The sequence below is a fragment of the Desulfovulcanus sp. genome, from assembly GCF_982781345.1.
The window spans coordinates 1-24,891 of sequence record NZ_CEYAEZ010000033.1; the positions used below are offsets into that span (position 1 = coordinate 1).

At 42.0% G+C, this 24,891-nt stretch carries 16 protein-coding genes and 2 tRNA genes; 10 read left to right on the top strand and 8 right to left on the bottom strand.

All coding sequences use genetic code 11. The features are described from left to right. The 5 genes from AC3WVG_RS06730 to larB form a co-directional block, all read right to left on the bottom strand. The coding region (locus tag AC3WVG_RS06730; protein ID WP_488797397.1) for a hypothetical protein at window positions 1–232 on the bottom strand (232 nt) is incomplete at its 3' end. A gap of 210 nt (window positions 233–442) precedes the next feature. Beyond that, window positions 443–1,336, bottom strand: coding sequence for an O-antigen ligase family protein (locus tag AC3WVG_RS06735; RefSeq protein ID WP_488797398.1), 894 nt, complete (start codon window positions 1,334–1,336; stop codon window positions 443–445). 437 nt (window positions 1,337–1,773) lie between these two features. After that, on the bottom strand, window positions 1,774–2,784 hold the full coding sequence (locus AC3WVG_RS06740) for a glycosyltransferase (RefSeq protein ID WP_488797399.1): 1,011 nt from the start codon (window positions 2,782–2,784) through the stop codon (window positions 1,774–1,776). Window positions 2,785–2,822: 38 nt separating this feature from the next. Continuing rightward, entirely contained in the window at window positions 2,823–3,920 is a 1,098-nt protein-coding gene (locus AC3WVG_RS06745) for a glycosyltransferase (protein ID WP_488797400.1), read from the bottom strand. After that, window positions 3,917–4,681: a nickel pincer cofactor biosynthesis protein LarB gene (larB, locus tag AC3WVG_RS06750; RefSeq protein ID WP_488797401.1), complete on the bottom strand. Its 765-nt coding sequence runs from the start codon at window positions 4,679–4,681 to the stop codon at window positions 3,917–3,919. The genes AC3WVG_RS06745 and larB overlap by 4 nt, the downstream gene beginning before the upstream one ends. Window positions 4,682–4,983: 302 nt before the next feature. Here larB and AC3WVG_RS06755 point away from each other — a divergent pair, with 302 nt between their 5' ends. Genes AC3WVG_RS06755 through AC3WVG_RS06765 form a run of 3 tightly spaced genes read left to right on the top strand, consistent with a single transcriptional unit; the run spans window position 4,984 to window position 8,485 of the window. Beyond that, complete coding sequence (locus tag AC3WVG_RS06755; protein WP_488797402.1) at window positions 4,984–6,363, top strand: sigma 54-interacting transcriptional regulator; 1,380 nt, start codon at window positions 4,984–4,986, stop codon at window positions 6,361–6,363. A 17-nt stretch (window positions 6,364–6,380) separates the two neighbouring features. Then, window positions 6,381–7,205, top strand: a complete 825-nt coding sequence (locus tag AC3WVG_RS06760) for a DUF116 domain-containing protein (RefSeq protein WP_488797403.1) — start codon at window positions 6,381–6,383, stop codon at window positions 7,203–7,205. Next, window positions 7,202–8,485 carry a transcription antitermination factor NusB gene (locus tag AC3WVG_RS06765; protein ID WP_488797404.1) on the top strand — a complete coding sequence of 428 codons (1,284 nt, stop codon included), beginning with the start codon at window positions 7,202–7,204 and terminating at the stop codon, window positions 8,483–8,485. Before AC3WVG_RS06760 ends, AC3WVG_RS06765 begins: the two co-directional genes overlap by 4 nt. A gap of 28 nt (window positions 8,486–8,513) precedes the next feature. On the opposite strand, the gene AC3WVG_RS06770 is transcribed toward AC3WVG_RS06765, so the two are convergent. The 3 genes from AC3WVG_RS06770 to groES all read right to left on the bottom strand — a co-directional run bounded on the left by AC3WVG_RS06770 (window position 8,514) and on the right by groES (window position 13,615). After that, complete coding sequence (locus tag AC3WVG_RS06770) at window positions 8,514–11,144, bottom strand: cobyric acid synthase (RefSeq protein WP_488797405.1); 2,631 nt, start codon at window positions 11,142–11,144, stop codon at window positions 8,514–8,516. A gap of 517 nt (window positions 11,145–11,661) precedes the next feature. Next, window positions 11,662–13,293: a chaperonin GroEL gene (groL, locus tag AC3WVG_RS06775; RefSeq protein ID WP_488797406.1), complete on the bottom strand. Its 1,632-nt coding sequence runs from the start codon at window positions 13,291–13,293 to the stop codon at window positions 11,662–11,664. A gap of 31 nt (window positions 13,294–13,324) precedes the next feature. Then, a complete protein-coding gene (gene groES / locus AC3WVG_RS06780; protein ID WP_252380494.1) occupies window positions 13,325–13,615 on the bottom strand; it encodes a co-chaperone GroES in 291 nt (96 codons plus the stop codon). A 402-nt stretch (window positions 13,616–14,017) separates the two neighbouring features. On the opposite strand from groES, the gene serS reads away from it, so the two are divergent. The 7 genes from serS (at window position 14,018) to AC3WVG_RS06815 (ending at window position 24,231) form a co-directional block, all read left to right on the top strand. Further along, window positions 14,018–15,304 (top strand): serine--tRNA ligase, encoded by a 1,287-nt coding sequence (gene serS / locus AC3WVG_RS06785; protein WP_488797407.1) that lies wholly within the window; start codon window positions 14,018–14,020, stop codon window positions 15,302–15,304. Between the two features lie 47 nt (window positions 15,305–15,351). Continuing rightward, a tRNA-Lys gene (locus tag AC3WVG_RS06790) sits at window positions 15,352–15,427 on the top strand. A gap of 20 nt (window positions 15,428–15,447) precedes the next feature. Further along, window positions 15,448–15,523: transfer RNA gene (locus tag AC3WVG_RS06795), tRNA-Glu, on the top strand. Window positions 15,524–16,826: 1,303 nt separating this feature from the next. After that, complete coding sequence (locus tag AC3WVG_RS06800; protein WP_488797408.1) at window positions 16,827–19,745, top strand: SLBB domain-containing protein; 2,919 nt, start codon at window positions 16,827–16,829, stop codon at window positions 19,743–19,745. A gap of 92 nt (window positions 19,746–19,837) precedes the next feature. Further along, entirely contained in the window at window positions 19,838–21,025 is a 1,188-nt protein-coding gene (locus AC3WVG_RS06805) for a hypothetical protein (protein ID WP_488797409.1), read from the top strand. A 161-nt stretch (window positions 21,026–21,186) separates the two neighbouring features. Further along, the gene (locus AC3WVG_RS06810) at window positions 21,187–22,641 is read left to right on the top strand and encodes a hypothetical protein (RefSeq protein ID WP_488797410.1); all 1,455 of its coding nucleotides are present in this window, start codon (window positions 21,187–21,189) and stop codon (window positions 22,639–22,641) included. A gap of 552 nt (window positions 22,642–23,193) precedes the next feature. After that, window positions 23,194–24,231 carry a Wzz/FepE/Etk N-terminal domain-containing protein gene (locus AC3WVG_RS06815; RefSeq protein ID WP_488797411.1) on the top strand — a complete coding sequence of 346 codons (1,038 nt, stop codon included), beginning with the start codon at window positions 23,194–23,196 and terminating at the stop codon, window positions 24,229–24,231. Window positions 24,232–24,891: the final 660 nt, after the last annotated feature.

A 24,891-nucleotide genomic window follows, 5' to 3' on the forward strand; every position in this document is an offset into this window, starting at 1 on the left:
ATTTTTCTATATCATAAACATGATCAATTGAGTTAGTAAAAATTATGTCAGCGCATTTTGGTGCAAACTGTATATCCTGAAAATCTCCAAACAATACATATTTATTCTTTTTTCCTGGATTAATGTCTATTCCAACTGCAAAAGCACCTAAATCTAAGAAAGATTTTACTTCTGTTCCAATTCTGGCAGCCAAACAGAGCATTTTTTCCTTTAAAAGAATATGCTTTTTCACTTAATCGTTTTCGTAAAATCTCACGATATTGAATATCGTAATTGTCGAGTAATATTTTAACTCTTTTTAATTTATCAGCTTGATGAATTACATAATCTTCGTATGAGTTATATTTTCTAATTCTGAGATTATTACTATTTGTTTTCCATTTGTCTCCAATCTTTTTCATTAAGGATTTTTTTCCTATTTTTCTTATAAAATTCCCTCAATTTATATTTTAGCTTCTGGGGTAACATGATTTTTCTCTTCCAATTTGTGTTCTTTGCTAGAAACTAAAGTACATCCACCTAGAACAATCCCTATAATCGACATGGCCATGCCAAGCCACCAGGTTCTAAAGTAGTTGTGGGCGCTGAATGCCGTCATTAGGTATCCAGCATAGGAAGACCAGAAAAAAGTAATTAAAAAATATTTCTGATAGTCACGTTTAAGTAATAACTTAATTCTTCGTAATGACCAAATAAAGTTGCTAAATAAAAATATAATAAGTAAAGAAAATCCTATAATGCCGCCTTCAGCAAGAAACTGGCAATAAATATTATGAGGGTGCGGTATGTGGTTAGAATTTTTTTTGTGTATAATGCCCAATTTGTTGTAGGCATTTGGATAAGTATTAAAGCCTGAACCAAAGACAGGATAATTAGCAAAAATTTTCAGGGCAGTATTCCACAACTCGAGTCTGGGGGCCAAAGAAAGAGTTTTAATGTTAATTTTGTTAGGCCCAAAGATTAGCATTGAGGCTATAAATAATAATAATATAACACTTCTTTTGAAATTCCAGCCATATCTTATATAAATAAAAGCGATAATGGCAATGAAAAAACCAAACCAACCACTTCTTGTTTTTGCTCCATATAATAAAAAGAACGGAGGAATTAACAAAATAAGATAGATAATAAAGGCAAAAGATTTGCGACAGTATTTTTTGATGACAAAATATGATCCTGCTGCAATTGGCACAACTAAAGACATCAAATTTCCAACTCTTGGAGTAGATAGCGAGCCGGTAAGTCTGTATCCCCAATCTGACAATTTGGTTCCTTGAATAAGATCATAACCAAGGATAGCTTGATAGACGCCATCTAGACCTTCATAAAATCCCATTATGGCAAATGCTACTACAAGTATCTGTAAATCTTTAGGAGAACGTATAAATTCTATACCTACTAAGATTAATATAAAACCTTTATACAAATTGTGAGATAAGGCATACCATGATTCGTGGATATTTATGCTGATATAAGAAGAGTTTATGATTAAGTATAATATAAATATCAAATAGGTCCATTTAAGTTTCCACTTTTTTAGGTTGCTTGTTTTATAATTTGTTGAATAGTAAAGGATTAAGCTTATGGCAGATCCACATGATCCAATTTCTCTAAATGCTATGCCTAATGGAAAAAAAAGTATATAAAATATAAAAAAGAATCGCATTAAGTGATATGAAATTGTGGCGATGTTATCTTTAACCGAAAGATTCTTATTGTATAGGATCATTTTTTAAGATTCTCTGGATTTTGACTGTATGTTTTGTTACAGTGTTATGTTGATATATAATATTCAAGCTCGGTTATTTTTTTTTGAAGATTAATTTTTTTGTAAGATGTATCCCAAACTATCTTTTTGGTTTTTAAAATGTCATAATCTGTCATAGTTAGGACGTTTCTGATAACCTGTTCAAACTTTTTTTCTCTGCCCGAATAAGGGAGTAGAAATTTTTGCAATCCATCAGGCCACACTTCCCCCACCCCACCAACATCTCTTGCAATGGGAACCAGCCCCTCGGTCATCGCTTCCAATAAGGAATTGGGTAAACCTTCACTATATGACGGTAAAAGAAAAATATCCGCTTTGTCTAAAAACTTGCGTACATCCTTTTGAAAGCCATGCCAGGTAATTCTGTCGCTCACATTAAGACTTTGAGCCAGATACTTTAATTTCTCTTCAATTTTCCCAGTGCCAACAATATGGTAATGAAAGTCATAGCCTTGTTTCTTTAATCTACTAAAGGCATGTAAAACATCCTTATGTCCTTTATCCGGATTGAGTTGGCTTGTAGAAATAAATTGCAGTGGCCGGTGTACTTTGTTTGGCGGCTCTGGTGATGGCTCTTTGCCTGTGAGAATCACTGTTATTTCTTCCGGTTTGAGAAATGGCAGGTTTTTGAGCAGGCCATTTTTAATATACTCACAGGGTACGAGGATTTTGGGTTTAATCCAGGAGTGCATAAGTTTGACATTCCACTTGTTTCTCATGTCACCAGGAAGGCCTACCCTGTGGATTACCGGAATATTCAGAAGCCTTGCTGCTACCCCGGCAGTGCGCATATCCTTGCCAACATTAACAAAAACCCTTTCTATTTTATTTTTTTTAAAAAAGCTGCAAAATTTATATATAGTTATGGGGTTAAAATCTGGACCAAAATTTATAGCCCATGTATTTAGGCCTAAATCAGCAGCCTTTTCCACAAACGGGCCTTTGCGGGCGATAATCGTAGTGTTATGGCCTAACTTCTTTAACCCCAGAGCGACTTCCAGGGTCCAGGTTTTCACTCCTCCCCATTTATGTGTTGAGTTTACAAAGACCAAATTCATTGGGCTAGTGAACTATATAAAGTTAATGTTTTTTTGACCATATTTTCAATGGAGAATTCTTTTTTAAATGGAGCCAGATCGCAGGCAGGCATGTCTAAGGTTGCTTGGATAATTTTTTCAGTTTCCACAGTCTTGTCTATAAAATGTATACGCTTGTAATAGCGGCTTATTTCTTCAATAGGCTGACTCTTCCGAGCTAATATAGGCAATCCAAATGCGCAAGCTTCGAGCACTACTCCGGGCATACCTTCAAAGTTATCTTTTGAAGCAAAAAATAAGCAATCTATCGAGCGATAGATTGAGCTGATATTACTAATTTCCCCAACAAGAAGAATGTTGCTTAATTGATTATCGCAAATAAATTTTTTTATGTAATCTTGTTTCGGTCCGGCACCTACTACCAAAAAAATATACCCGTCGTTATTAGAAAGTTTTTGAGCAAATTGTAAAAGAAGACTTATGCCTTTTCCTGCGATTAAACGTCCAACAAATCCAATAATTTTTTTCTTATCATTTTTTAAATTTATAATTTTACTATCTGAGGATGGCGTATCGAGTAATGCATCAAAGTCTATTCCATTATGGAGAATGACGAGTTTTTTTGAATTAATTTTCGTTTTTTCCTGAAAATAATTTCGAGTGTTTTCGGAAACAAAGATAATCTTATGTGTGAACAGCTTGTGAACAATGGTTTCTTCGATTATTTGTTTTTTTTGACGTAGCCTTGTTTTACCATACCAATGCAGCATGGTATGTACCTGCCCAATCCGTACCGGTACCTTAGCTAAAGCCGCTGCTAATATCCCGGAAATGTTCCCCCCTAAAGAATGAGTATGCACTATTTTTGCGTTATATTTTTTGAATAAGCGGGACATTTTATAAATTCCAACCGGGTCCCATTTTCCTTTCAAGGGGATAAAATGTGTCTTGACCCCCAGAGATGCTAACTCATCAAAAAATATACCTTTATCTTTATAAGTAACTACATGGACGTCATAATAGGGCAAAAGACGGGGTAGAAGGGAGCGCAGTCTTCTTTGGACTCCCCCAATATTTAAGTTGTTTGTTACTCTAAAAAGAACAGGTTTCGTCATTGGTGTTTAATGATTTTTTTTGCTAAACAAGCGGCTCCAAAACCATTATCAATATTAACTATGGCTAGCCCCGGGGCACAGCTGTTGAGCATAGCAAGCATCGGTGCTAGGCCGTTAAAATTGGTTCCATATCCTACGGATGTGGGCACGCCTATAATAGGTTTGTCTGTAAGTCCACCCAAAACAGAAGGCAGGGCCCCTTCCATTCCAGCAACAACGATCAAAATTTTGGCCTGATTTATTTGGGGCATAAAAGAGACTACTCTGTGTAGTCCGGCCACGCCCACATCAGAAATGAGGCCAACATTTAGGCCCAAAAATTTCGCCGTTGCATAGGCCTCCAGGGCAATTGATAGGTCAGCCCCTCCTGCGGAAATGATCAATATGTCGCCTTCCTCTGGCCATGGTTCATCTATTTCTATCTCTTTACCCAGGATAAATATACGGGGCAGGTCAAAATATTTACTGCCCGCAAATTTTTCCGCAAGCTTATGTCCGTGTTCCTGGGAGAGCTTGGTCACCAGAGCAGGCTTTTTTTTCGAGGCCAGAGCGGTTATGGCTGTCTCAAGTTGAAGCAGGGTTTTGCCCTGGCCAAAAATTGCTTCGCCAATACCAGTACGCAAACCTCGTTGATGATCGATTTTCAGGCCATGATTTAAGGTCTCGTATGACTGTTGGGAAATTTCAGAGTAAGCCTCTGAAATTGATTTTTGGCCGGAGGCCACCTGTTTAAGGAGGGATAACAAGTCTAATTTCAACATTTTTCCAATTTTTTGCCATTCAACCCTTCATGGGGAACCGTATTTCATTTGCGGCTTCACCAAGAATTTTTATTCAGCCGCAAACGTACACAGACAAACGCAGAAGTTTAGCAGTGGCCAACATTGCAGCATTTCAACTTCTATATTAAATGTCGAGTCAAGAAGTGTTTATGTCGGGGCTCTATTAACAGGCGCTTCTTTGATGGGCAAGATTTAAATATTACCAAAATTAATCCGCAAACTCAACAAACCCAAAACCCTGGGATTGCAATTGTCTTTCAATAAGTTTATGGGCAAAGGCTATGGCCGAGAAAACTATTTTGTTTATTTCCCGTGCAGATCAGGTCACTCCGCTGTTCGCTCAATTTAAGGAACATGGCTTGGAAGTTATTATGAGCGACTCCTTGTCTAGCGCACTCAAGGTTATTGAACAGAAGAAACCGGTTTTGATTTTTTCTCAAGTGAGACTGCCAGGATACAGGATTGAGGACTTGCTGCATAAAATATCAGGGCTAAATTATAAAGTTGATGTAGTTGCATTTACCGAACAAGGCTCGGCGAGTGAAGCCAGGAGGATTTTGGAGTTAGGGGCCAAGGATTATTGGCTTACTCCTTTAATCTGGGATAAGATAAAGGTCATTTTACCTCTGAAAAAGTCTCGAGCGACAAAAGATATTCGTCCAAAAAGTACGGCAAAATTTGAAATAATCGGCGAACATCCTAGCATAAAAAATGTTTTGGCCTTGGCCCGTAGAGTTGCTAACTCGAAGGCGACCGTGCTTATTTCAGGAGAATCCGGCACAGGTAAAGAGCTGTTTGCCCGTTACCTGCATTATCAAAGTTCCAGGGCAGAGATGCCATTTGTAGCCATAAATTGCGCGGCCCTGCCCGAACATCTTCTGGAGAGTGAGCTTTTTGGTCATGAAAAAGGGGCTTTTACTGGCGCCATTAGCCGCAAGCTGGGAAAGTTTGAGCTGGCCAATGGAGGAACCATCCTTTTGGATGAGATTACAGAAATGGACATGTCACTGCAGGCAAAGTTGCTTAGAGTTTTGCAGGAAAATGAAATCGACCGGGTAGGAGGGACAGAGACTATCAAGGTAAATGTACGTGTGTTAGCCACTACCAATAGAGATGTAGAGGAATGCGTGCAAAAAAAAGAGTTCAGGCAAGATCTTTTTTATCGTTTAAATGTTATCCCTTTGAAGCTTCCTCCACTAAGAGAGAGAGGCAGTGATGTTTTGTTGTTGGCCGAATATTTTGTACGTAAATTTTGTCGAGAGTATGGCGTGTTTCCTCTAGAGTTTTCTGAACAGGCAAAAAAATGGCTCATGGATTATGATTGGCCGGGTAATGTGCGCGAATTGCAAAATCTTATGGAAAGGGCGGTACTTTTGGCCGGGAAAGGAAAAATTGAAGTCAAACACTTTCTGCTGGAAGGCGAAGAGTGGTCTGATGAGATATGTTTGGAGGAAAAGAAACATCCCATAGAGAAACAAGATTTTTCAGAAAAAAACGACGAAGTTTTGCCTTTGCACGAGATGGAAAAGAGGATGATTTTAAAAAGCTTGCAAAAAACCGGCGGAAACAGGACGCAGGCCTCGGAACTGCTTGGTATTTCAGTGCGCACATTGCGCAATAAGCTGAATGAATATCGCAAACAGGGCTTGGTTATCCCTTAACTCTCTTGATTAGCAAAATGCTCGATGCTTCTAAACCTCATGACAAGTCACTTTTTCTGGAGAAGGAGATAGATTCTTCTTTTGTGGCCCGGAAAAGGCTTTTTATTGGTCTGATTACAGGCACATCCATTTTAATCTGTATATCTTTGGTACTACTTTGGATTATTCCCTATGTAGGCTTAAAAAATATTCACCCTTTGGCCCCTTGGATTTTAGGTTTTCTGGTTTTGGGCCTGATTGTCTTTATTGCCTGGGCCTCTTTGGGGCTGATCATAAATATCATTCTGGGCAAAAATATTTTTTTTTCGCAAAAATTGCGCGGCTTATCCATAAAATTTTTTTTACCTTTGATGACCTTACTTGGTCGGTTGCTCGGTATTCCGAAACAAAAAGTACGCGCTTCTTTTATCAAGGTAAATAACGAACTGATAAGCGCTGAGCATAAACAATATGCCTCAAATGATGTGCTCATGCTCATGCCTCATTGCTTGCAAAGCAGTTCGTGCAAGATCAGGCTGACTTACGATATCTTTAACTGCAAACGTTGCGGTAAATGTCCTATTGCCGGATTGTTGGAGTTAAGTGAAAAATATGGGGTCAAGTTGGCTATTGCTACCGGCGGGACCATTGCCAGGCGAATAGTTGTTCAGGCCAGGCCCAAATTTATTATTGCTGTGGCCTGTGAACGGGATTTGGCCAGCGGTATTCAAGATACCTACCCTATTCCTGTTTATGGCATCCTCAATCTAAGACCCTGTGGCCCGTGCATAGATACACTGGTTCTTCTTGACCATGTGCAGTGGGTTTTAAACAAGTTTGTCCTGCCCTTGTCTAAAAGATGAAGCCAACAAACGCACGCCAGCTGGCTCTAAAAATCCTCTCTCAAGTACTAAACAGCCACAGGGAACTGCAAGCTAGCCTGGATGAACATTTGAGAAAAGTAGCCAAAGAAGAAGACAAGGGGCTGATAACTGAGCTTTGTTATGGATACTTGCGTTTGAAAGGTCGTGTTGACCATCTCTTTTCCCTCTATCTTAAGGCACCGGAAAAGTTGCCCCCAAAAGTAAGGTTAATTTTGGGGTTGGCCGGTTATGAACTCTTGTTTTTGAAAATCCCTGCTTATGCGTCTGTCTCCTGGGCTGTGGCAGCTGTAAAAAAAGGTTTCGGGCAGGGACTGGCTAATGTGGCCAATGCGGTCCTGCGCAAGCTATCCAGGTTGGATGTTCATGATGAGAGGCTGTTTAAGCAGGATAATCCTCCAATAAATATTTTTTTGTCCAGATACTATTCTTGTCCGGAGTGGATTGTTAATCTGTGGCTGAAAGCCTATGGTCAGGAATTTACCAGGAATATTCTGGAGCAAAGTATTGCCAAACCGCCTCTGGGTATCAGGATTGACGCTGACGTTAATGAAGGGTTTTCCTGGCGTGAACTTTTCGCGGCGGGAGCAGACGTAATTTTAGCTCATCATCCCCCTATTGTTGCTTTGCGCCAACTCAATCACTCAACCAATCAACTACTCAACCACATAAATTACTCCAGGCAAAGTTATGCTGGCCAGGAGGTTATTTTAGAGCTTGATCCCAAAAGCTGGCCAGAGCCAATCTGGGATGCCTGTGCCGGTCGGGGAGGAAAAACATTTCTCTTACATAGGCTGGGGCGCAAGGTGCTAGCCAGTGATGTGCATTTGGGCCGGATCAAAGGATTAAAGGGTGAAGCCAAGCGTTTAAAGTCAACTTTCCCCTATTTTGTGGGGTCTAGTTTTTATCCGCCACTGAAGATACACCCGTCAACAATTTTGCTGGATGTGCCTTGCTCAGGTCTTGGGGTCTTAAGCCGTCGGCCAGATATTAAGTGGAAAAGAAAGCCAAAAGATATTCAAAAGTTTATATCGGGTCAGTCTAGAATGCTTAAATGTGCTGCCAGCCTTTTACCTCGAGGTGGAGAGCTTATTTACGTTACCTGTACCTTAAACCCAGATGAAAACGAGGGACAAATCAAAAGGCTGGTTAAAGAAAACAAATCCTTGCAACTTATACGCACCTTTCAAACTGATGAAAAAAAGGGGCTAAATGAGTTCTTTTTTGGAGCAAGGCTTAGGAAGAAGAAGTTAGGAGGTTAGGAAGTTGGGAAGTTACGAAGATAACTGCCTAAGCTCCCACCAAAGCATAAATTTTATCCAGGTCTAAATTCTGGCGGACGATATCTGCCAGGCGATCTAAAGCAGGCTCCAGGTCATAATGGCTCTGGATGTGTTTTAGAGGGGCGAGACCTTTATGTTCCCGTAATGTATCCAGCCAAAACCGCCGAAATGCATCACTGTCAAAGATGCCATGGACATAAGTGCCCCAGATATTTCTGTTTTTTAAACCATAACCTAATGGTTTCTGCTCGTTACTAATTATGACAGGATTCAGGTTGGCCAGAGGGTGGCTTTTTCCGTGATGGATTTCATAGCCTTTGATGGGGATTTTATTTTCTTGCCATACGCCTTGGACCTGAGAGAGGGTTTTTTCCGGGGACAGGACAGTTATAATTGGAAGTAAGTTTAGTCCGGGTATTTCAGGTTTGTCAGATTCAATCTTGTGCGGATCTTTAATCTTTGTCCCCAGCATTTGAAAACCACCGCAAATACCGACCAGCTCTTTTTTCTCATCAAGACTGAAATCTAAAATGGCCTGCACAAACCCCTTGTCCTGTAAGAATTTAAGGTCGGCAAAGACATTTTTGCTGCCGGGCAAGATAAGGGCGTCCATCTGCTTAATATCTGTTGCAGATTTTAAAATGACTACCTCTGCGTCAGGTTCAAGGTAGAGGGGATCAATATCATTGAAATTGGAAATGTGTGGAAGGTCCATGACTCCTATGACTACTTTGTCTGCAGATTTTGTCCCGCCTTGTCGGGACAGGCTGAAGTTATCTTTAAAGCTTACGGAATCTTCCTCTGGCAGACCCAGCCTGTCAATATAAGGGACAATGCCCAGGAAAGGCTTGCCTGTTGATAATGAGCAAAAGTCCAATGCGTGCTTCAGCAAGTCTTTTTGCCCGCGAAACTTATTGATGACCAGGCCACAGATTAAATCCTGCTCCCATTTTTCAAGAAGGGCCAGAGTGCCCACAAAAGAGGCAAATATACCTCCTCTGTCTATATCTCCGACAAGCAAGACCTTGGCCTCAGCATATCTGGCCATACTCATGTTGACTATGTCGTGGCTTTTTAAGTTAATTTCAGCCGGGCTTCCCGCTCCTTCTAAAATTATAATTTCAAATTCGCTGGCCAGTTGGTCAAATGCGTTTTGCGCTGCCCGGAAGGCTTTTGGCTTAAACCGGATATATTCGTTGACATTCATATTGCCTACAGGCTTGCCCAAGACAATAATTTGGGATCCTGTTTCAGAATTGGGTTTGAGCAAAACAGGATTCATGCGTACATCCGGGTCCAGGCGACAGGCCTGGGCCTGGACTACCTGGGCCCGGCCCATCTCCAATCCTTCCCGGGTGACAAACGAGTTCAGAGACATGTTTTGGGCTTTAAACGGGGCAACTTTAAAACCATCCTGAAGAAAAATTCGCCCCAGGGCAGCAGCAAGGATACTTTTGCCGGCATTGGAACTGGTCCCCTGGACCATGATCGCTTTTGCTTTTCTTTTTTGGTGACGGATCCGTTGTGAAGTCGGGAAGTTAGGAAGATTGGAGGTTGGGAAGATGAGAGCTTGAGAAGATGAGAAACCAGATAAGATAGTTCTTAAGCTTTTGACCAGGGTTTGGTTTTGTTCAGGCGTTTTTATTGCCAGGCGAAAAAACTTAGAGCCCAACCCCTTAAAGTTGGTACATGTGCGGATAAGAATTTTTTGAGGTAGTAATTTCTCGGCCAGGTAGGTAGAGGTAAGGTTCTTTTTGTTGAGTTTGACCAGGATAAAATTGGCTTGGCCTGGGAAAATCGTCAGTTCCGGGAGCTCTTTTAGAGCCGAGATAAATTTTTCCTTGAACTGGGGCAGGGTTTTATGGGTCTGGCAAACATAGTTTTGGTCATTCAAGGCAGCGGCAGCAATTTTTTGGGCCAGGAAGTTAACCGACCAGGGTGGAAGAAAATTTTCTATTTTGCGGGCAAGTGGTTTGCGGGCGATGGCTAGTCCAATCCTTAGACCAGGTAGCGCAAAAAATTTGGTCAAAGAGATAATCGTGATTACATTGGGCAGGGCAAATAAAAACATGCGCGAAATGGACGGCGTAAAATCAGCAAAGGCCTCGTCGATAATAAAAAAACTTTGGGGATGATTTTGGGCCAGGCTGGCTAGTTTTTGGGCAGGGATTGTCTGCCCTGTAGGATTGTTTGGTTGCCCAAGGAAGACCAGGGCCGGCTCTTTTAGAGATTGCTCTAACTCCTGCAAATCCAGTTGAAAATTGTTTTCCTCTTTAAGAAAGATATATTTTATCCCTAGTCCATATGTATTAGCTATACGTTCGTATTCTACATAAGAAGGTACCGGGATAACGGCCTGGCGTGCAGGGAATACTCTGGGAATCACAGAGAGTATCTCTGATGCCCCATTACCGACAACAATTTCTTCAGGGGCAACACCGTAAAAAACAGATGCGTTTTGTTTGAGTTCCTGGTTGTGGGGGTCTGGATAATGGGCGATTTGCCATAAATTCTCCCCCATCATCCGGCCAACCCATTCTGGCGGGCCAAGAGGATTGATACTGGCGGAAAAGTCTAAAATTTCTCGAGGCGAACAACCAATCCGCTTGGCTGCCGCCCAGATATTTCCTCCGTGCATAGAAATACAGTGTAGGGCTTAAAGGTTAGGGTATCAAGTCAAACTCATTTCGATTTAAACACAACAATCCGTTTGACGCAACTTTAGAGCCAGTGGCTGAACCCTATGCTTATCCGCTGGTTGAAAGTGTTGGTTTCTGAAATGCATTACAAAAGGCTTGGGTAAACCATCTAATGCACTTTTTAACCGCAGACCCACGCAGACTAACGCAGACATTCTTGTTCGGCAGACGTTGCCGAACAAAAACCTGACGGCCTTTCAGGCCGTGGTTAAGGTTAGTAACTATTAGTTTCCAGGTGTGCTGATAGCCGTATCCGATACGACAAGAGTCGAAACTCAAATATCCTTCCCGGCCTTTCAGGCCGTGACAGCAGCGCGACCGGCAAGTCGCAGGGCGCGCTTGTCTGCGTCCATCTGCGTGGGTCTGCGGTTAAAATATGAGCTTTTATAAATAAAAAGGCCGGAACTTGTCCGGCCTTTTTCGGTATCTTTGTTTATTTTGTTTATGTATTTTATATTAGTACATGCCGCCCATTCCGCCGCCAGGCATTGGAGGCATATCTTTCTTTTCTTCGGGTTTTTCAGCAATGGCTGCCTCAGTAGTCAGGAGCAAGGAAGCTACAGAAGCAGCATTCTGGAGAGCGATACGAGTTACTTTCTTAGGATCAATTACACCGGCTTTGATGAGATCCTCAAACTCTCCAGTGGCAGCATTAAAGCCTTCGCCATCCTTGCCTTCTTTAACCTTTTCGATGATTACTGCGCCTTCAAAGCCAGCATTGCGGCAGATTTGACGCAGAGGAGCCTGGATAGCCTTGCGGACTACTTCAACACCTGCGGCTTCGTCATCATCTGCAGGCTTTACGTCGTCCAGGCAGTTCATAGCCCTGATCAGGGCAACGCCACCGCCAGGTACAATACCTTCTTCAACCGCAGCCCGAGTTGCATTCAAGGCATCCTCGACGCGAGCCTTCTTCTCTTTCATCTCGGTCTCGGTGGCTGCACCGACATTGATTACAGCTACGCCGCCAACGATTTTGGCCAAGCGCTCCTGCAATTTTTCACGATCGTAGTCAGAGGTGGTCTCTTCAATTTCAGCCCGGATCTGTTTAACCCTGGCCTTGATATCTTCAGGCTTACCAGCGCCGTCAACAATGGTGGTGTTCTCTTTGTCGATGACAACGCGTTTGGCCTGACCCAGATCATTGATGGTGATGTTTTCCAGCTTGATGCCAAGATCTTCAGAAACAACCTGGCCACCGGTTAAGATGGCAATATCTTGCAGCATGGCTTTGCGGCGTTCACCAAAGCCAGGAGCTTTAACAGCAGCTACCTGCAAGGTGCCGCGAAGTTTGTTTACTACCAGTGTGGCCAATGCTTCGCCTTCTACGTCCTCAGCAATAATGAGCAGTGGCTTGCCCATCTTGGCTACCTGCTCGAGGACAGGCAAGAGATCTTTCATGTTGGAGATCTTCTTCTCATTGATGAGAATCAGAGGCTCATCCAGCTCACAGACCATCTTTTCTGGGTCGGTAACAAAGTATGGGGAAAGATATCCGCGATCAAACTGCATACCCTCAACCACATCCAGGGTGGTCTCCAGGCCTTTGGCCTCTTCAACAGTAATAACGCCTTCTTTACCAACCTTGTTCATGGCCTCGGCAATAATGTTACCGATGGTGGCGTCATTGTTGGCTGAAATGGTTCCAACCTGGGCGATTTCTTTTTGATCGCGGGTAGGTTTGGCAATCTTTTCCAGCTCAGCAACAACTGCATCAACGGCCTTGTCAATACCGCGCTTAATAGCCATGGGATTGCGGCCAGCAGCTACGAGCTTCAGGCCTTCGGTGAAGATAGCTTGGGCGAGAACAGTTGCTGTGGTGGTACCGTCACCAGCAACATCACTTGTCTTGCTGGCTACTTCTTTAACCATCTGGGCTCCCATGTTCTCGAACTTGTCTTCGAGCTCGATTTCTTTGGCTACGGTAACACCATCCTTAGTAATTAATGGAGAGCCAAAAGACTTTTCAATTACTACGTTGCGGCCTTTGGGGCCCAGTGTTACTTTTACAGCTTCAGCTAGGGCGTCTACACCTTTTTTAAGTTTTTCCCGTGCCTTAGCATCAAACTTTATAATTTTTGCAGACATATTTTCTCCTCCTTAATATTTTGTTGTTGCTTTAGCTTTCGATGATAGCCAAAATATCGTCTTCGCGCATTACCAGATGTTCAACACCATCAATTTTGACTTCAGTGCCGGCATATTTGTTGAATAAGATTTTATCCCCTGCCTTGACGCTCATAGGGATGGTTTTGCCATCATCGGCTATTTTGCCAGGGCCTACAGCAACAACTTCACCCTTGATGGGCTTTTCTTTTGCAGTATCAGGAATGATGATTCCACCTTTGGTTACTTCCTCTTCTTCCAAACGTTTAACCAGAACACGATCGTGTAAAGGTTTTAAGTTCATGCTATTCACCTCCATTTGAGTTTTAAAATTTTCTGATCCTCAAAGTCGTTCCGCCATATAAACATCGTATTAGCACTCGTCAAGAGTGAGTGCTAATAAAATTTTAAAATTTTTTCTTGATGAGAAAAATTGCCAAAATTATTAGGTGGTTATCTAGTTGGGGGTTTGAGTAGGCAAGCAAGGATCGTGGGGGAATGGCGTTAATAAGAATAGTTTTCAAGCTCCGAGGAATGACGATTTTTCGCAAAATTTTGACAAAACCTAAAGTTTTGGGCAGCTAGTTTGGTTGGGTACTAAATAATAAAGAGATGATGCACAAGCAAAAGTTTTGACCTATGTTTCAAGTCGCGAGAGCTGACCTTTAGACCTCGGCACTAAGAAATTAAGGCAGGAGATATAATTATGTTGGATATTAGGTTTATTCGGAAAAATTTTGACTTGGTTGTGAAAGCACTACAACAGAGAAATTCCAATCTGGACCTTACAGAGTATCAAGATCTGGATAATAAGCGCAGGGCTCTGCTCCAAGAGGTTGAAGCCCTAAAAATGGAGCGAAACAGGGCTTCGGAGCAGGTGGCCAGGATGAAAAAGCAAGGCCAGGACCCCGGTGATCTTTTTGCCGAACTTGGCCGCTTGTCCCAGAAAATCAAAGAGTTGGACAAGGAACTAAAGCAAGTTGAAGAGGAAGTTCAAGAGTGGATTTTGTCCATTCCAAATATTCCCCACGAAAGTGTGCCCGTGGGCAAAGATGAGCAGGACAATAAAGAGGAGAAAAAATGGGGAGACAAGCCCACGTTTGATTTTGAGCCCAAAGAGCACTGGGAAATTGGGGTCAGTTTGGGCGGGCTGGATTTTGATCGCGCAGCCAAGATAACCGGCTCAAGATTTGCCCTTTATTGGGGCTGGGCAGCTCGCTTAGAGCGGGCATTGATTAATTTTATGCTTGATGTGCAGACTACTGAAAACGGCTACACAGAAGTTTTGCCTCCTGTCATAGTTAACCGGGCAAGCATGACAGCAACCGGGCAGTTGCCTAAATTTGAGCAGGACTTGTTTAAACTTGAAAACTGGGATTATTATTTAATTCCTACGGCTGAAGTGCCTGTGACCAATATCCATCGAAATGAAGTTTTGGAGGAAAAGGATCTACCCTTGACCTACGTCGCCTATACCCCCTGTTTTCGTTCCGAGGCCGGTTCATATGGCAAGGACACCAAAGGCATTATCAGGCAGCATCAATTTAACAAGATAGAGTTGGTCCGTTTTGCCCATCCTGATAGTTCCTATCAGGAATTAGAAACTTTGCTCGGACATGCTGAAAGTATTTTGCAAAAACTGAAACTACATTATCGGGTGGTCACGTTGTGCACCGGAGACTTGGGCTTTTCCGCTGCCAAGACCTATGACATTGAAGTCTGGCTGCCCGGCCAGGGCAAGTATAGAGAGATATCTTCATGTTCTAATTTTGAGGATTTTCAGGCCAGGCGGGCCAATATCAAATTTAAACCCAAGGACAGTAAAAAGGCCCGTCTTGTCCATACATTAAATGGCTCTGGCTTGGCTGTAGGCAGGACCTTGGTGGCCATCCTGGAAAATTATCAGCAAGCAGATGGTAGCGTGCTTGTTCCGGAAGTGCTTCAGCCATATTTGGGTGGATTGGAAAAAATTGAGCCCAAAAAAGAAAAATAATCTTGACATTTTCATTGGAGAGCAATAAAGAGGTTTCTTCTTTGGTTGGGCCGTTAACTCAGTCGGTAGAGTATCTGCCTTTTAAGCAGAGAGTCGCAGGTTCGATCCCTGCACGGCCCACCATTTTTTATGTCCCCTTTGATGTCCCCATCGTCTAGTGGCCTAGGACGCCGGCCTCTCACGCCGGTAACGGGGGTTCAAATCCCCCTGGGGACGCCAAATAAAATCAAATAGATAGAAGACAAACCAAAAAGGCCAAAGTAAAGGTTGGCACTTTTGGTTGGAAAATAATTCTAAGCCTCTAACCAGCGGGTTAGAGGCTTTTTGTTTTTTTCAAATAAGAGCTTACATCTGCTTAGTAAATCTAGCCATTAAACCCCTTTCCCTGAGAATAACTCAGCGAGCTTTCTTGGCTGTTATGCCCAGCTCGGGCGGCCAGCAAGAACCTCTGTGTCTCAGGGCCATCTCATTTAATTTTAAAGAATAATCTCGCGCCAAGCCGCAAAGACGCCGAGGAAAAGACAGTTTTGGTTCAGCTTGAGTTCCAAGCCGAACAAAAACCCCTCGGCCCGAAGGGCCGAAAGGCTTTGATCTGGGTTTAATCTAAAGCCAGATCAAAAAAGTTAGCGCCTTTGCGGCTTGGCGCGAGGTAATGTTTTTTAACATATTGAAAGTATAGCACAATTAGATGAGATAGCCCTTCTGTGTCTCCGCCTCTCTAGTGACCAACGGGAGCGGGCGAGAGATTCAAAAATTAGCCGGGAAAGCGTCAGTGCACCTGGTCGGATACGCCCGACTAAATTTCTATTCACCTACTCAACCACTCACCTACTCCCCTTACTCAAGCAAAGTGGAACCTATCGGCTGCGCCCACGAATGCCTCTCTCAAGCCCTGAGTCTTTAGAGTCGACTCCCTCTCTTCCTTCCATTTGGGTTTGAGTATTTCATTTCACTTTTTGCCAGTATGAAGAGAGCAAATTAGCTTTGGCCTGACAATCGCTGAATTTTACAAAAAAAGAAGCAAAATCGAGTTAATTTTCAAATGAAGCAAGCTAAATTCAAAATTTAATAATTTTACAGGTAGGACAATGAAAGTAGTGCTTGCTCAAATTTTTGTCATGTTGATCGCCTAATATTTTATCAATTTTTTTAAAGCTTCAATCACAAATTTATCTTAAATTGCAAGGCATATTTTTTTGAGTTTAATTTTATCAATTTGCGATTATGTAGTTGATATCAATTGTTAAAACGTGATGAAAAAGCTTAACTGGATCCAAAAAAATAATTTTATTTAATTTTTTAAAAAAAATATTATTGAATTAGGCATTGTTATTAATGCACTAGTAGTGTAGTCTTAATTTTGTAAAATATACGTGTTTATATTGAAATAATTGATAATGTATTAACTGCACATAATTTATAATCTTTTTGGACGAAAGGAGAGGGATTTAATAGCCAGCGTCTCCACTTGTTTCTTACGGTCGCGAATGTCTCGCTGTTAAAGAGTGAAGGAGAGAACTATATGACAAAATATTTTTTTTGTTTGTGTTGCCTTGTTTGTTATTCCCTGACAGGGCCATTGTATGCATTTCAAACTCCTGGAACGGTTGTTTTAGATGAGAGCGGATCTGTCAGGGCAGGAGTGCAGGCAAGTGCTTCCATGCAAGGTTCTTCAGGTTCTCTTACCCCAACAGGGCAGCAACTACTTGGAACCTTTACTCCTGGTCAGCAGGAGGTGATTAAGCAGGAAGTCCAAAAACAAGGTGGTGGGGAGCTTACCCCAGAGGCTATAGATGCAATAAAAAACAATCCTGAATTTAAGGGATTAAAGCCGGCCGAGGTTGAAGAAGGGAAAAGACTGATTGAGTCTCTGGAGAGGAGAGGGCAAAAACAGCAACCTTCTCAAACTCCGGATGGGAGCAGAAAAAAAAACGATGACGTTGTTTCCCTCTTTCGACAATATCTAACGAACAAGACAGGTGCCTTAAAGGTCAGCACCGAGTTAAGGCCATTCGGATACAATCTGTTTCAGCATGGCCCCGCCAAGCCTATACCTGCCCAGCCTGTGGCCCCTGATTACATTATAGGTCCCGGAGATGAGATCCAGGTTTTTGTCTGGGGACGGATCAACACTCAATACACCCTGCGTGTTGGCGTGGATGGACGAATTATGTTTCCACAAATCGGCCCGTTAACAGTTGCTGGCATGCGTTATGAGCAGATGGAAAAATTTCTTGTTAAGCAGGCTACCAGGATTACCGGGACTGACGTGGCTATTACTCTCTCCAGGCTGCATCAATTTCAGGTTTTTGTACTGGGTGAAGTACAAAGGCCCGGTCCATATAATCTTACAGCTATGACCACTATGCTGGATGCCCTGATAGCGGCTGGCGGCCCAACAGGGCGTGGTTCCCTGAGAAAAATTTCTTTAAAAAGGGAAAATGAGACCATAAGTGTGTTAGACCTTTATTCTCTCCTCCTTAATGGAGATAAAAGCAAGGATAGACGACTTAGAAATGGAGATATTGTTTTTGTGCCCTTGGCTGGCCCTCTGGTAGGTATTGCCGGCAATGTCAGAAGGCCTGGCATTTATGAACTCATGCAAGAAACAAACCTGGTCGAGGCTTTAGAGTTGGCCGGCGCCTTAACGCCTGTGGCCTGGAAACAGATGATTCAGGTGGAAAGGGCTGAGAAGCATGCATGGAAAAAGGTAGTGGATATAAATGCCAGGGATGCGAAAAATTTAAAACAACTTTCCCTGCAGGATGGGGATTTGATCAAGATATTTTCCATTATTCCGGAGACAGCCAACAGGGTTGAGCTCTATGGCAATGTTTTGCGGCCTGGCACTTATGCCTGGCATCCAGGCCTGACCTTACGTGAGATCATCAAAGGGCCTGAGAGCCTGCAGCCTGACAGCTGTTTTGATTATGCATTGATTAAAAGGGCTGTTCTGCCAACAGGAGGAATAAAACTTGTCCCTTTTAATCTGGCCCGGATTGTTCTGGCAAAGGGGGCGGATTTAGAGCTCCATCCCCTTGACCGGATATATGTTTTTTCCAAGTGGTTTTTTGAATCTAAGCCAACTGTTGTCATCAAAGGTAAGGTGCGAAAGCCCGGAACATATCAAATCCCTGAAAAGGGTTTTCGCATCAAGGATTTAATCTTGCAGTCCGGTGGGTTGGCAAAAGATGCTTACTTAGAAAAGGCAGAGCTTTACCGTATAGACAAAAAGCAAAGAAAAAGATCGTTAGTATTATTTGATTTAAAAAAGGCATTACTGGGCGTCCAAGAACATAATCTACTTTTAAAGGACGGGGATCAGATTATTGTTCACTCTCTATCAGAATATATGCCAGAACAGACGGTGACTATTTATGGGGAAGTGAACAAGCCAGGCACATACCCTTTTGTGGAGGGGATGACAGTTAAAGACCTGGTTTTTGCCGGAGGCAATGTTAAAGATTCTGCTTACTTAAAGGAAGGAGAAGTATTTTCTTATAAAATTATCAATAATACTCTGGCAGAGTATGAGCATCGGGTTATAAATCTTGAGCTGGCACTTAGTGATGAACCTCAGCACAATATTCTACTTCATCCGTATGATAAGATTTTTATCAAAAAGATAGCTGATTGGGGCAGGGAAAAATACGTAGAGATTGAAGGGGAAGTTATTTTTCCGGGCAAATATTTAATTAAAAAAGGCGAAAGGTTGTCATCTTTAATCAAGCGTGCAGGTGGTTTCACTAAAAACGCTTATCTAAGAGGCGCTATTTTTACCAGAGAACGGGTGCGTAAGTTGCAGCAAAAGCGCCTCAATGAGATGGTCGACAAGCTGGAACAGGAATTATTATCCGCGGGCAGTGCTAAAACTGCCACTGCTCTTACGGGTGATGAATCAAAGATTTATCTGGAAGAGAGCAAAATAAATGAGAAATTTCTGGCCAGGCTCAGGGAAGTAAAGGCCAAAGGTAGGCTGGTTATAGACATAAAACCTTTAGTAGAATTTAAAGATTACTCGGATGATGTGGAACTTGAAGATGGAGATAAGCTCAATATCCCACAAAATCCGGCGACCGTGCAGGTTCTTGGCGCGGTGTATAATCAAACAGCTTTTATCTTCCGGCATGGGAAAAAGATATCCGGTTATATTGATTTGGCAGGAGGATACTCCCAAAACGCGGACAAAGACGCGACGTATATTCTCAAGGCAGATGGCAGCGCTGTAAGACCGCATAAAGGTCTCACCTGGGGATTTCAGTGGAATGAACGCTTAAATCGCTGGGAACGCTCGCATCGTTTCAACATTGAACCGGGAGATACCATTATCGTGCCGGAAAAATTGGACCGCATCGCTTGGCTCAGATCAACAAAAGACATTACACAAATCCTCTTTCAGCTCGCTGTAACAACAGGTGTGATTATGACGACATTATTTTAAATGGTTCGACGTAAAGATACCTCTGCAAAAAATTCAAATTTTGTAAGCGATTATGAATGCCAAAGCTGAAAATCGAAATTTTAGGGTGATAAATGTGGAATGCTGGATGTTTCAGAGTACGATTGGTTGCGGTTCTGTTAAACAACTTTAAATCGAAAGATAACGTTGAACTTCGAAGGTTGAATGTTGAACTTATAATTTTAATAACTTTATTTATTATAACTTTTAACAGAGCTGAGCTAAAGGCAGAGGAGTTTCCCCTGTATCTCACTTATGCAGCAGACGATTTTCCTGCCTCAATGGTTTTGCCAAAAGGCCAGTTGGAATTAGACCTGCGGTATGCCGTTTTCAATGATGCTGTAGATGTGTTTGGTTTTAGAGAAAAGGAGAAGGATAAGTTGGCAGTGAGCAGCAATTTTTCCTTTGGGGATTATAGAGCATTAAGCCTTGGCGTACATTATGGCTTGACTCACCATTTGATGCTCTCTTTTGGCTATGATTATCGTACCCTTGGATATCAGGGCGTGGACTTAAATCTCTCCGGCTTAAAGTTTTCAGCCAGATATTCTTTGAATGGCTGTTTTGCCGTAGATATAGGGGTAAAATATGATCAGATAAAGGATACCTCTGTCACAAATGTTGAGTATATTAATTACTATTTGCACAAGTTCAAATCAAATTTAAATCTGGAAGTAGATAGTCAATATGTGTGGTATGTTTTAACGTATCCTGATATGGTAGTTCGTTATGGCCTGCCTAAAACAGCAGAACCTGAATTGAGGATGGAAGATTTGCAGGACTATACAGGATACATACGCTTTACGCTGGGCAAAGCGTGGGAAAAGTTTTATCCGAATATTTTTTTTGAACTTGGTTATACGCATATAGATACTAAAATGGATACTAATTTAAAGGATATGATTCCGGATGGTTACATGTCATATTTGCCTGACTTTCCTTTGGATATGTCAAGAGAGGAGAAATATATAAGTGCTGGTTTTTCTTTGTTCTTTCAGACTCCTTATGATACCATAACTCATATTGAATATACTTACATGTATCTTTTTAGGGATGCAGACATCAATTATGCTCCGAAAAATCAAATAATTAGAGCGGACATTGCTTATCTTTTGACCCAAAATATCATCCTGCATGTAGGTGGCACTTATCTTCACAGTCAATTTAACGGTGTTGTTCCATTTTTATATAATAAATATACACAAACCACCTTTGATCATCCTTATGGTTGGGCCGAGGTGGGTGTGAGTTATCTGTTTTAGGCCTCATGTTAAGAGAATTCGACTTCGAGGATATTGGAGAACCGCTTAGGTCGAAACGAATTTTTATATAGTTGGTGCTGGGTCGGCATGTTTCAGAGAAATAACTTAGAAAGTCGAATTAGAATATAAGTGGCTAACCTGTTTAAAAAGGGGTTTTTAAGATGAAAGGCTTGAAATTTTTGGCTTGGTTTTGTGCATGGGGTCTTATCTCTTTAACTGCTGCTTGCGGCGGGGGAGGTGGAGGCGAAGATGGCATAACGACTTCAACTCTTAGCGGCGGTCAGGTTATAGACGGCTATCTAAGTGGAGCTACTGTATGTGTTGATTATGATAATGATGGTCAGTGTGATTCAGACACTCAAACAACCGACCAAAATGGAACTTATAATAGTTTTACTATTCCAACTACTTATTATGCAAATTCCACATTATTGGCATTTGGCGGCATTGATACCTCGACAAACCAAACCTTTGAGGGCGTACTGATGGCCCAACCAGGTGCAAACAACATCACACCACTGACTACACTTATTGCGGTAAATCCAGAAATTGAACAGTCTCTAACGGACTTGGGAGTTACTGCGGATGCTGATTATGTTTCAGGAAGCATTAATGGAGCTTACGTTCAGTTGGCCTTGATGGTTGCTTCGTCATTACAGATCATGGCAATTACAACTAACATTAGTGATCCAGAAATTTTGGCTAAAGGCACTGAACAACTGGCGAACACGCTCAACGAGAATCTTAGAATTATAATTTCTAATAAAAATGAATTGGCAGACATTAGTGATAGTGAAATGGGAGGCATCTTCGCCAATGCAACAAGAGATGGACTTCAAGGACTAGATAACGCTACAGAAAATAATGCAGACTATAACGGTACACTCAGTATAAATGCAACAGCGCTTGGTAATTTAGACCTTACATCTCAGTTTACAAATATAGCTAACGCCATTGATCAAAACTCCACTGCTTTGCTGGACACACTTGTAACTAATTCTACAGCAATAACTCAAGCTACTGACAATGCTACAGGCACAGTTGAAGATCAAACAGTAACCTCATTTAGCTTTGATGCTAGCTCTGTTTCATTGGCAGGAGAGTCGTTTGTATTAGATAATAGCACAGGAAAATGGGGCAGTACTATTTCAGGTACAACTTTATCATCGAATAAGCAGTTTGCAATCGGATTCTTGCTTCAAGAGTCTGCTGGTGTATTAAAAGATTTTACCAATGTGCGGTTTATTCTTCAAATAAATGATACTAGTTCTAACAGAGAGGCTACCGTGACATTGAATGGGGTAAGTATAAGTGTAGATGGTGAAAATATTACCTCTCTTACAGTTGCAAGTGATGCTGGTTTGCGTGTTCAAGGTACTGATTCAAATGGTAACCAGATTGATGTCACCTTTACAAATATTGAAGGAGATCAGTTGATACTAACAACCAGTACTCAGGTTACATACGATCTCTCAAAGATTGAGAATAAGATCGTCAATGAAACTCAAAGTGATGATGCGTTGCATCAAATCTCTTACCCAGGCTCTTATAATTTAATCATTTATTCTCCTGATTTGCCCATGGACACTATTGAAGCAAGTGTTACTGTAAACTAGCTAGTTTGATTAAATAATTAGTTTTCAATTTAAAAAACAATCTCTCTCGCCCGCTCACTTTGTTCGCTTGAGGTGCTGAGTTTTATTTGCCCTCCCTGCGAGATGCAACAATGCACTGTTTTAACCGCAGACGGACGCAGACTATCGCTGCTAGCGACTTGCTGACAGCTCTGCTGTCCCGGCCTGAAAGGCCGGGAAGGATATTAGAGATTCGGCTCTTATTGTGTCGGATACGGCTATCATCATACCCGGAAAGTAATTGTTATTAAGCTTAACCACGGCCTGTAAGGCCGTCAGGTTTTTGTTCGGCAAAGTCTGCCGAACAAGAATGTCTGCGTTAGTCCGCGTGCGTCTGCGGTTAAAAATAAAAGAGGTTAAGGTTTAATAGGGTAAATGGGTAGAAGGGAGAATGTGTAGATGGGGATGGATGGCTATAGAGGTAAGTAAAGTGGCTTCTGCCCATTCTCCCTTCTACTCATCCTCTCATTCTCTATAAAAATAATTGTTTCTGCGGTAAAATTAAAAGAAAATAAGAAAAAGATAGGAAAGATAGTGCCAGAAAATCACAATGAACATACATCCTCTGGTGGGCAAATATCTTGCCCATACAACAATACAGGCGGGTCTTTTATGCCTCCTGTCCCGCCCAAGGAGATTGACCTTTATAGTCTTTTTTTAATCCTGAAAAAAAGAAAACTAAGTACTTTCATTATTACCTTTTTAGGTCTTTTAGTGGGCTTATATGTTGCTGTTTTCTCTCCCAATATTTATCGCTCCACTGCCATTATCATTCCAACAGGAAATGGAAAAGGTTCGAATTTAGGCCCTCTGGGTGCGTTGCGTGGCCTAGCTGGATTGCATATGCCCGGCTCTGCAGGTACGTCAGAGATCATCACACTTTTGCAGACCAGACAATTGCGAGAAGTTTTAATGAATAAACATGAGCTTTTGCCAGTGCTTTTTTTTGAAAGGTGGGATGAGGAAAAAAAAAGCTGGAAAAAGGGTGAAGAGGGGTTTTCATTGGACAATCTTCTGAAACTTCCTCGCCGATTTTTTTCATATCTTGTGCAGAGGGCGCGCTCTTTGCCTGCTTCAGCAGGCAAAGATAAAAAGAAAAATGATGCGCCTTCACTAAATGATGGGCTCAGGGTTCTGAATGGTATTTATAGTATTACCGAGGATAAGAGACTTGGAACTATAAAAGTATCTGCAGACTTCTATGACCCGGCAAAGGCAGCCTGGTTATCAGAAATACTTTTGCAGTCACTTAAGGACTACATGAGTTCAGAGGCCATAGTCACGGCCGAGAAGAATTTAGCCAACCTTCACTTGGAACTGCCCCGGACTACAGACCCCCTTTTGCGTCAGAAATTGCAGACATTGATAGCGCAAAACTTGGAGCGCAAAGTCATGGCCAAGGTCAATCGTGAATTTGGGTTTAAAATCCTTGATCCACCCTATGTGCCGGATCGTAAATTCAAACCAAAACGTAGTCAAATAGTCATGGTTAGCTTGGCGAGCTCTTTTTTTCTGGGCATATTCTGGGCCTTTTTTAGAGAATATTTGCAATCAGTCCGTGAGCAACATTAAAGCACACTTTTGTAGGTGTGCGACTGTGTGCATCCGATAACTGCACCTGCCATCAGCCCCCACGCTCTTTTTAACCGCAGACTCACGCAGATGGACGCAGACTATCGCTGCCAGCGACTTGCTGACAGCTCTGCTGTCCAGTCCTTTTAGGCAGAGAAGGATATTTGAAATTCGGTTTTTATCGTATCGGACACTTCTTTTGCTTCCGGCATTCATCCTGTTAAATGCGAGAATGCTAGCCCTGTTTAGTTGAACTTAACAAGGCAGGGAAAAGACGCCAGCCTTATGAGCTTTCTTGCTGCATGCCCAGCTCGGACAGGCAGCAAGAACTTCTGTGTCTCCCCGCCTCTAGCGACCAATGGGAGCGGGCGAGAGATTCAAAATTGGCTGGGGTTGGATACGCCCCACTCAAAATAAGTAATTTGCAAGCTTGGGGTTGTCCATGGCCAAGATATTTTTTGCTCAATTTATCAAGATTTGACTGCAAAAACGCAGTGTTGCAATAAAATGTAACACAAAAAAATATTGATTAATAAGAAAAATTTTGGCAATAACTCCTTAAGCATAAAAGAAGTTTGTTATGATATATTTAAAAAAAAGAACTAAAAAACCTCTACTTGATTTTTATCCTGGGCTGACTGAACGTCATCTCAACTACCT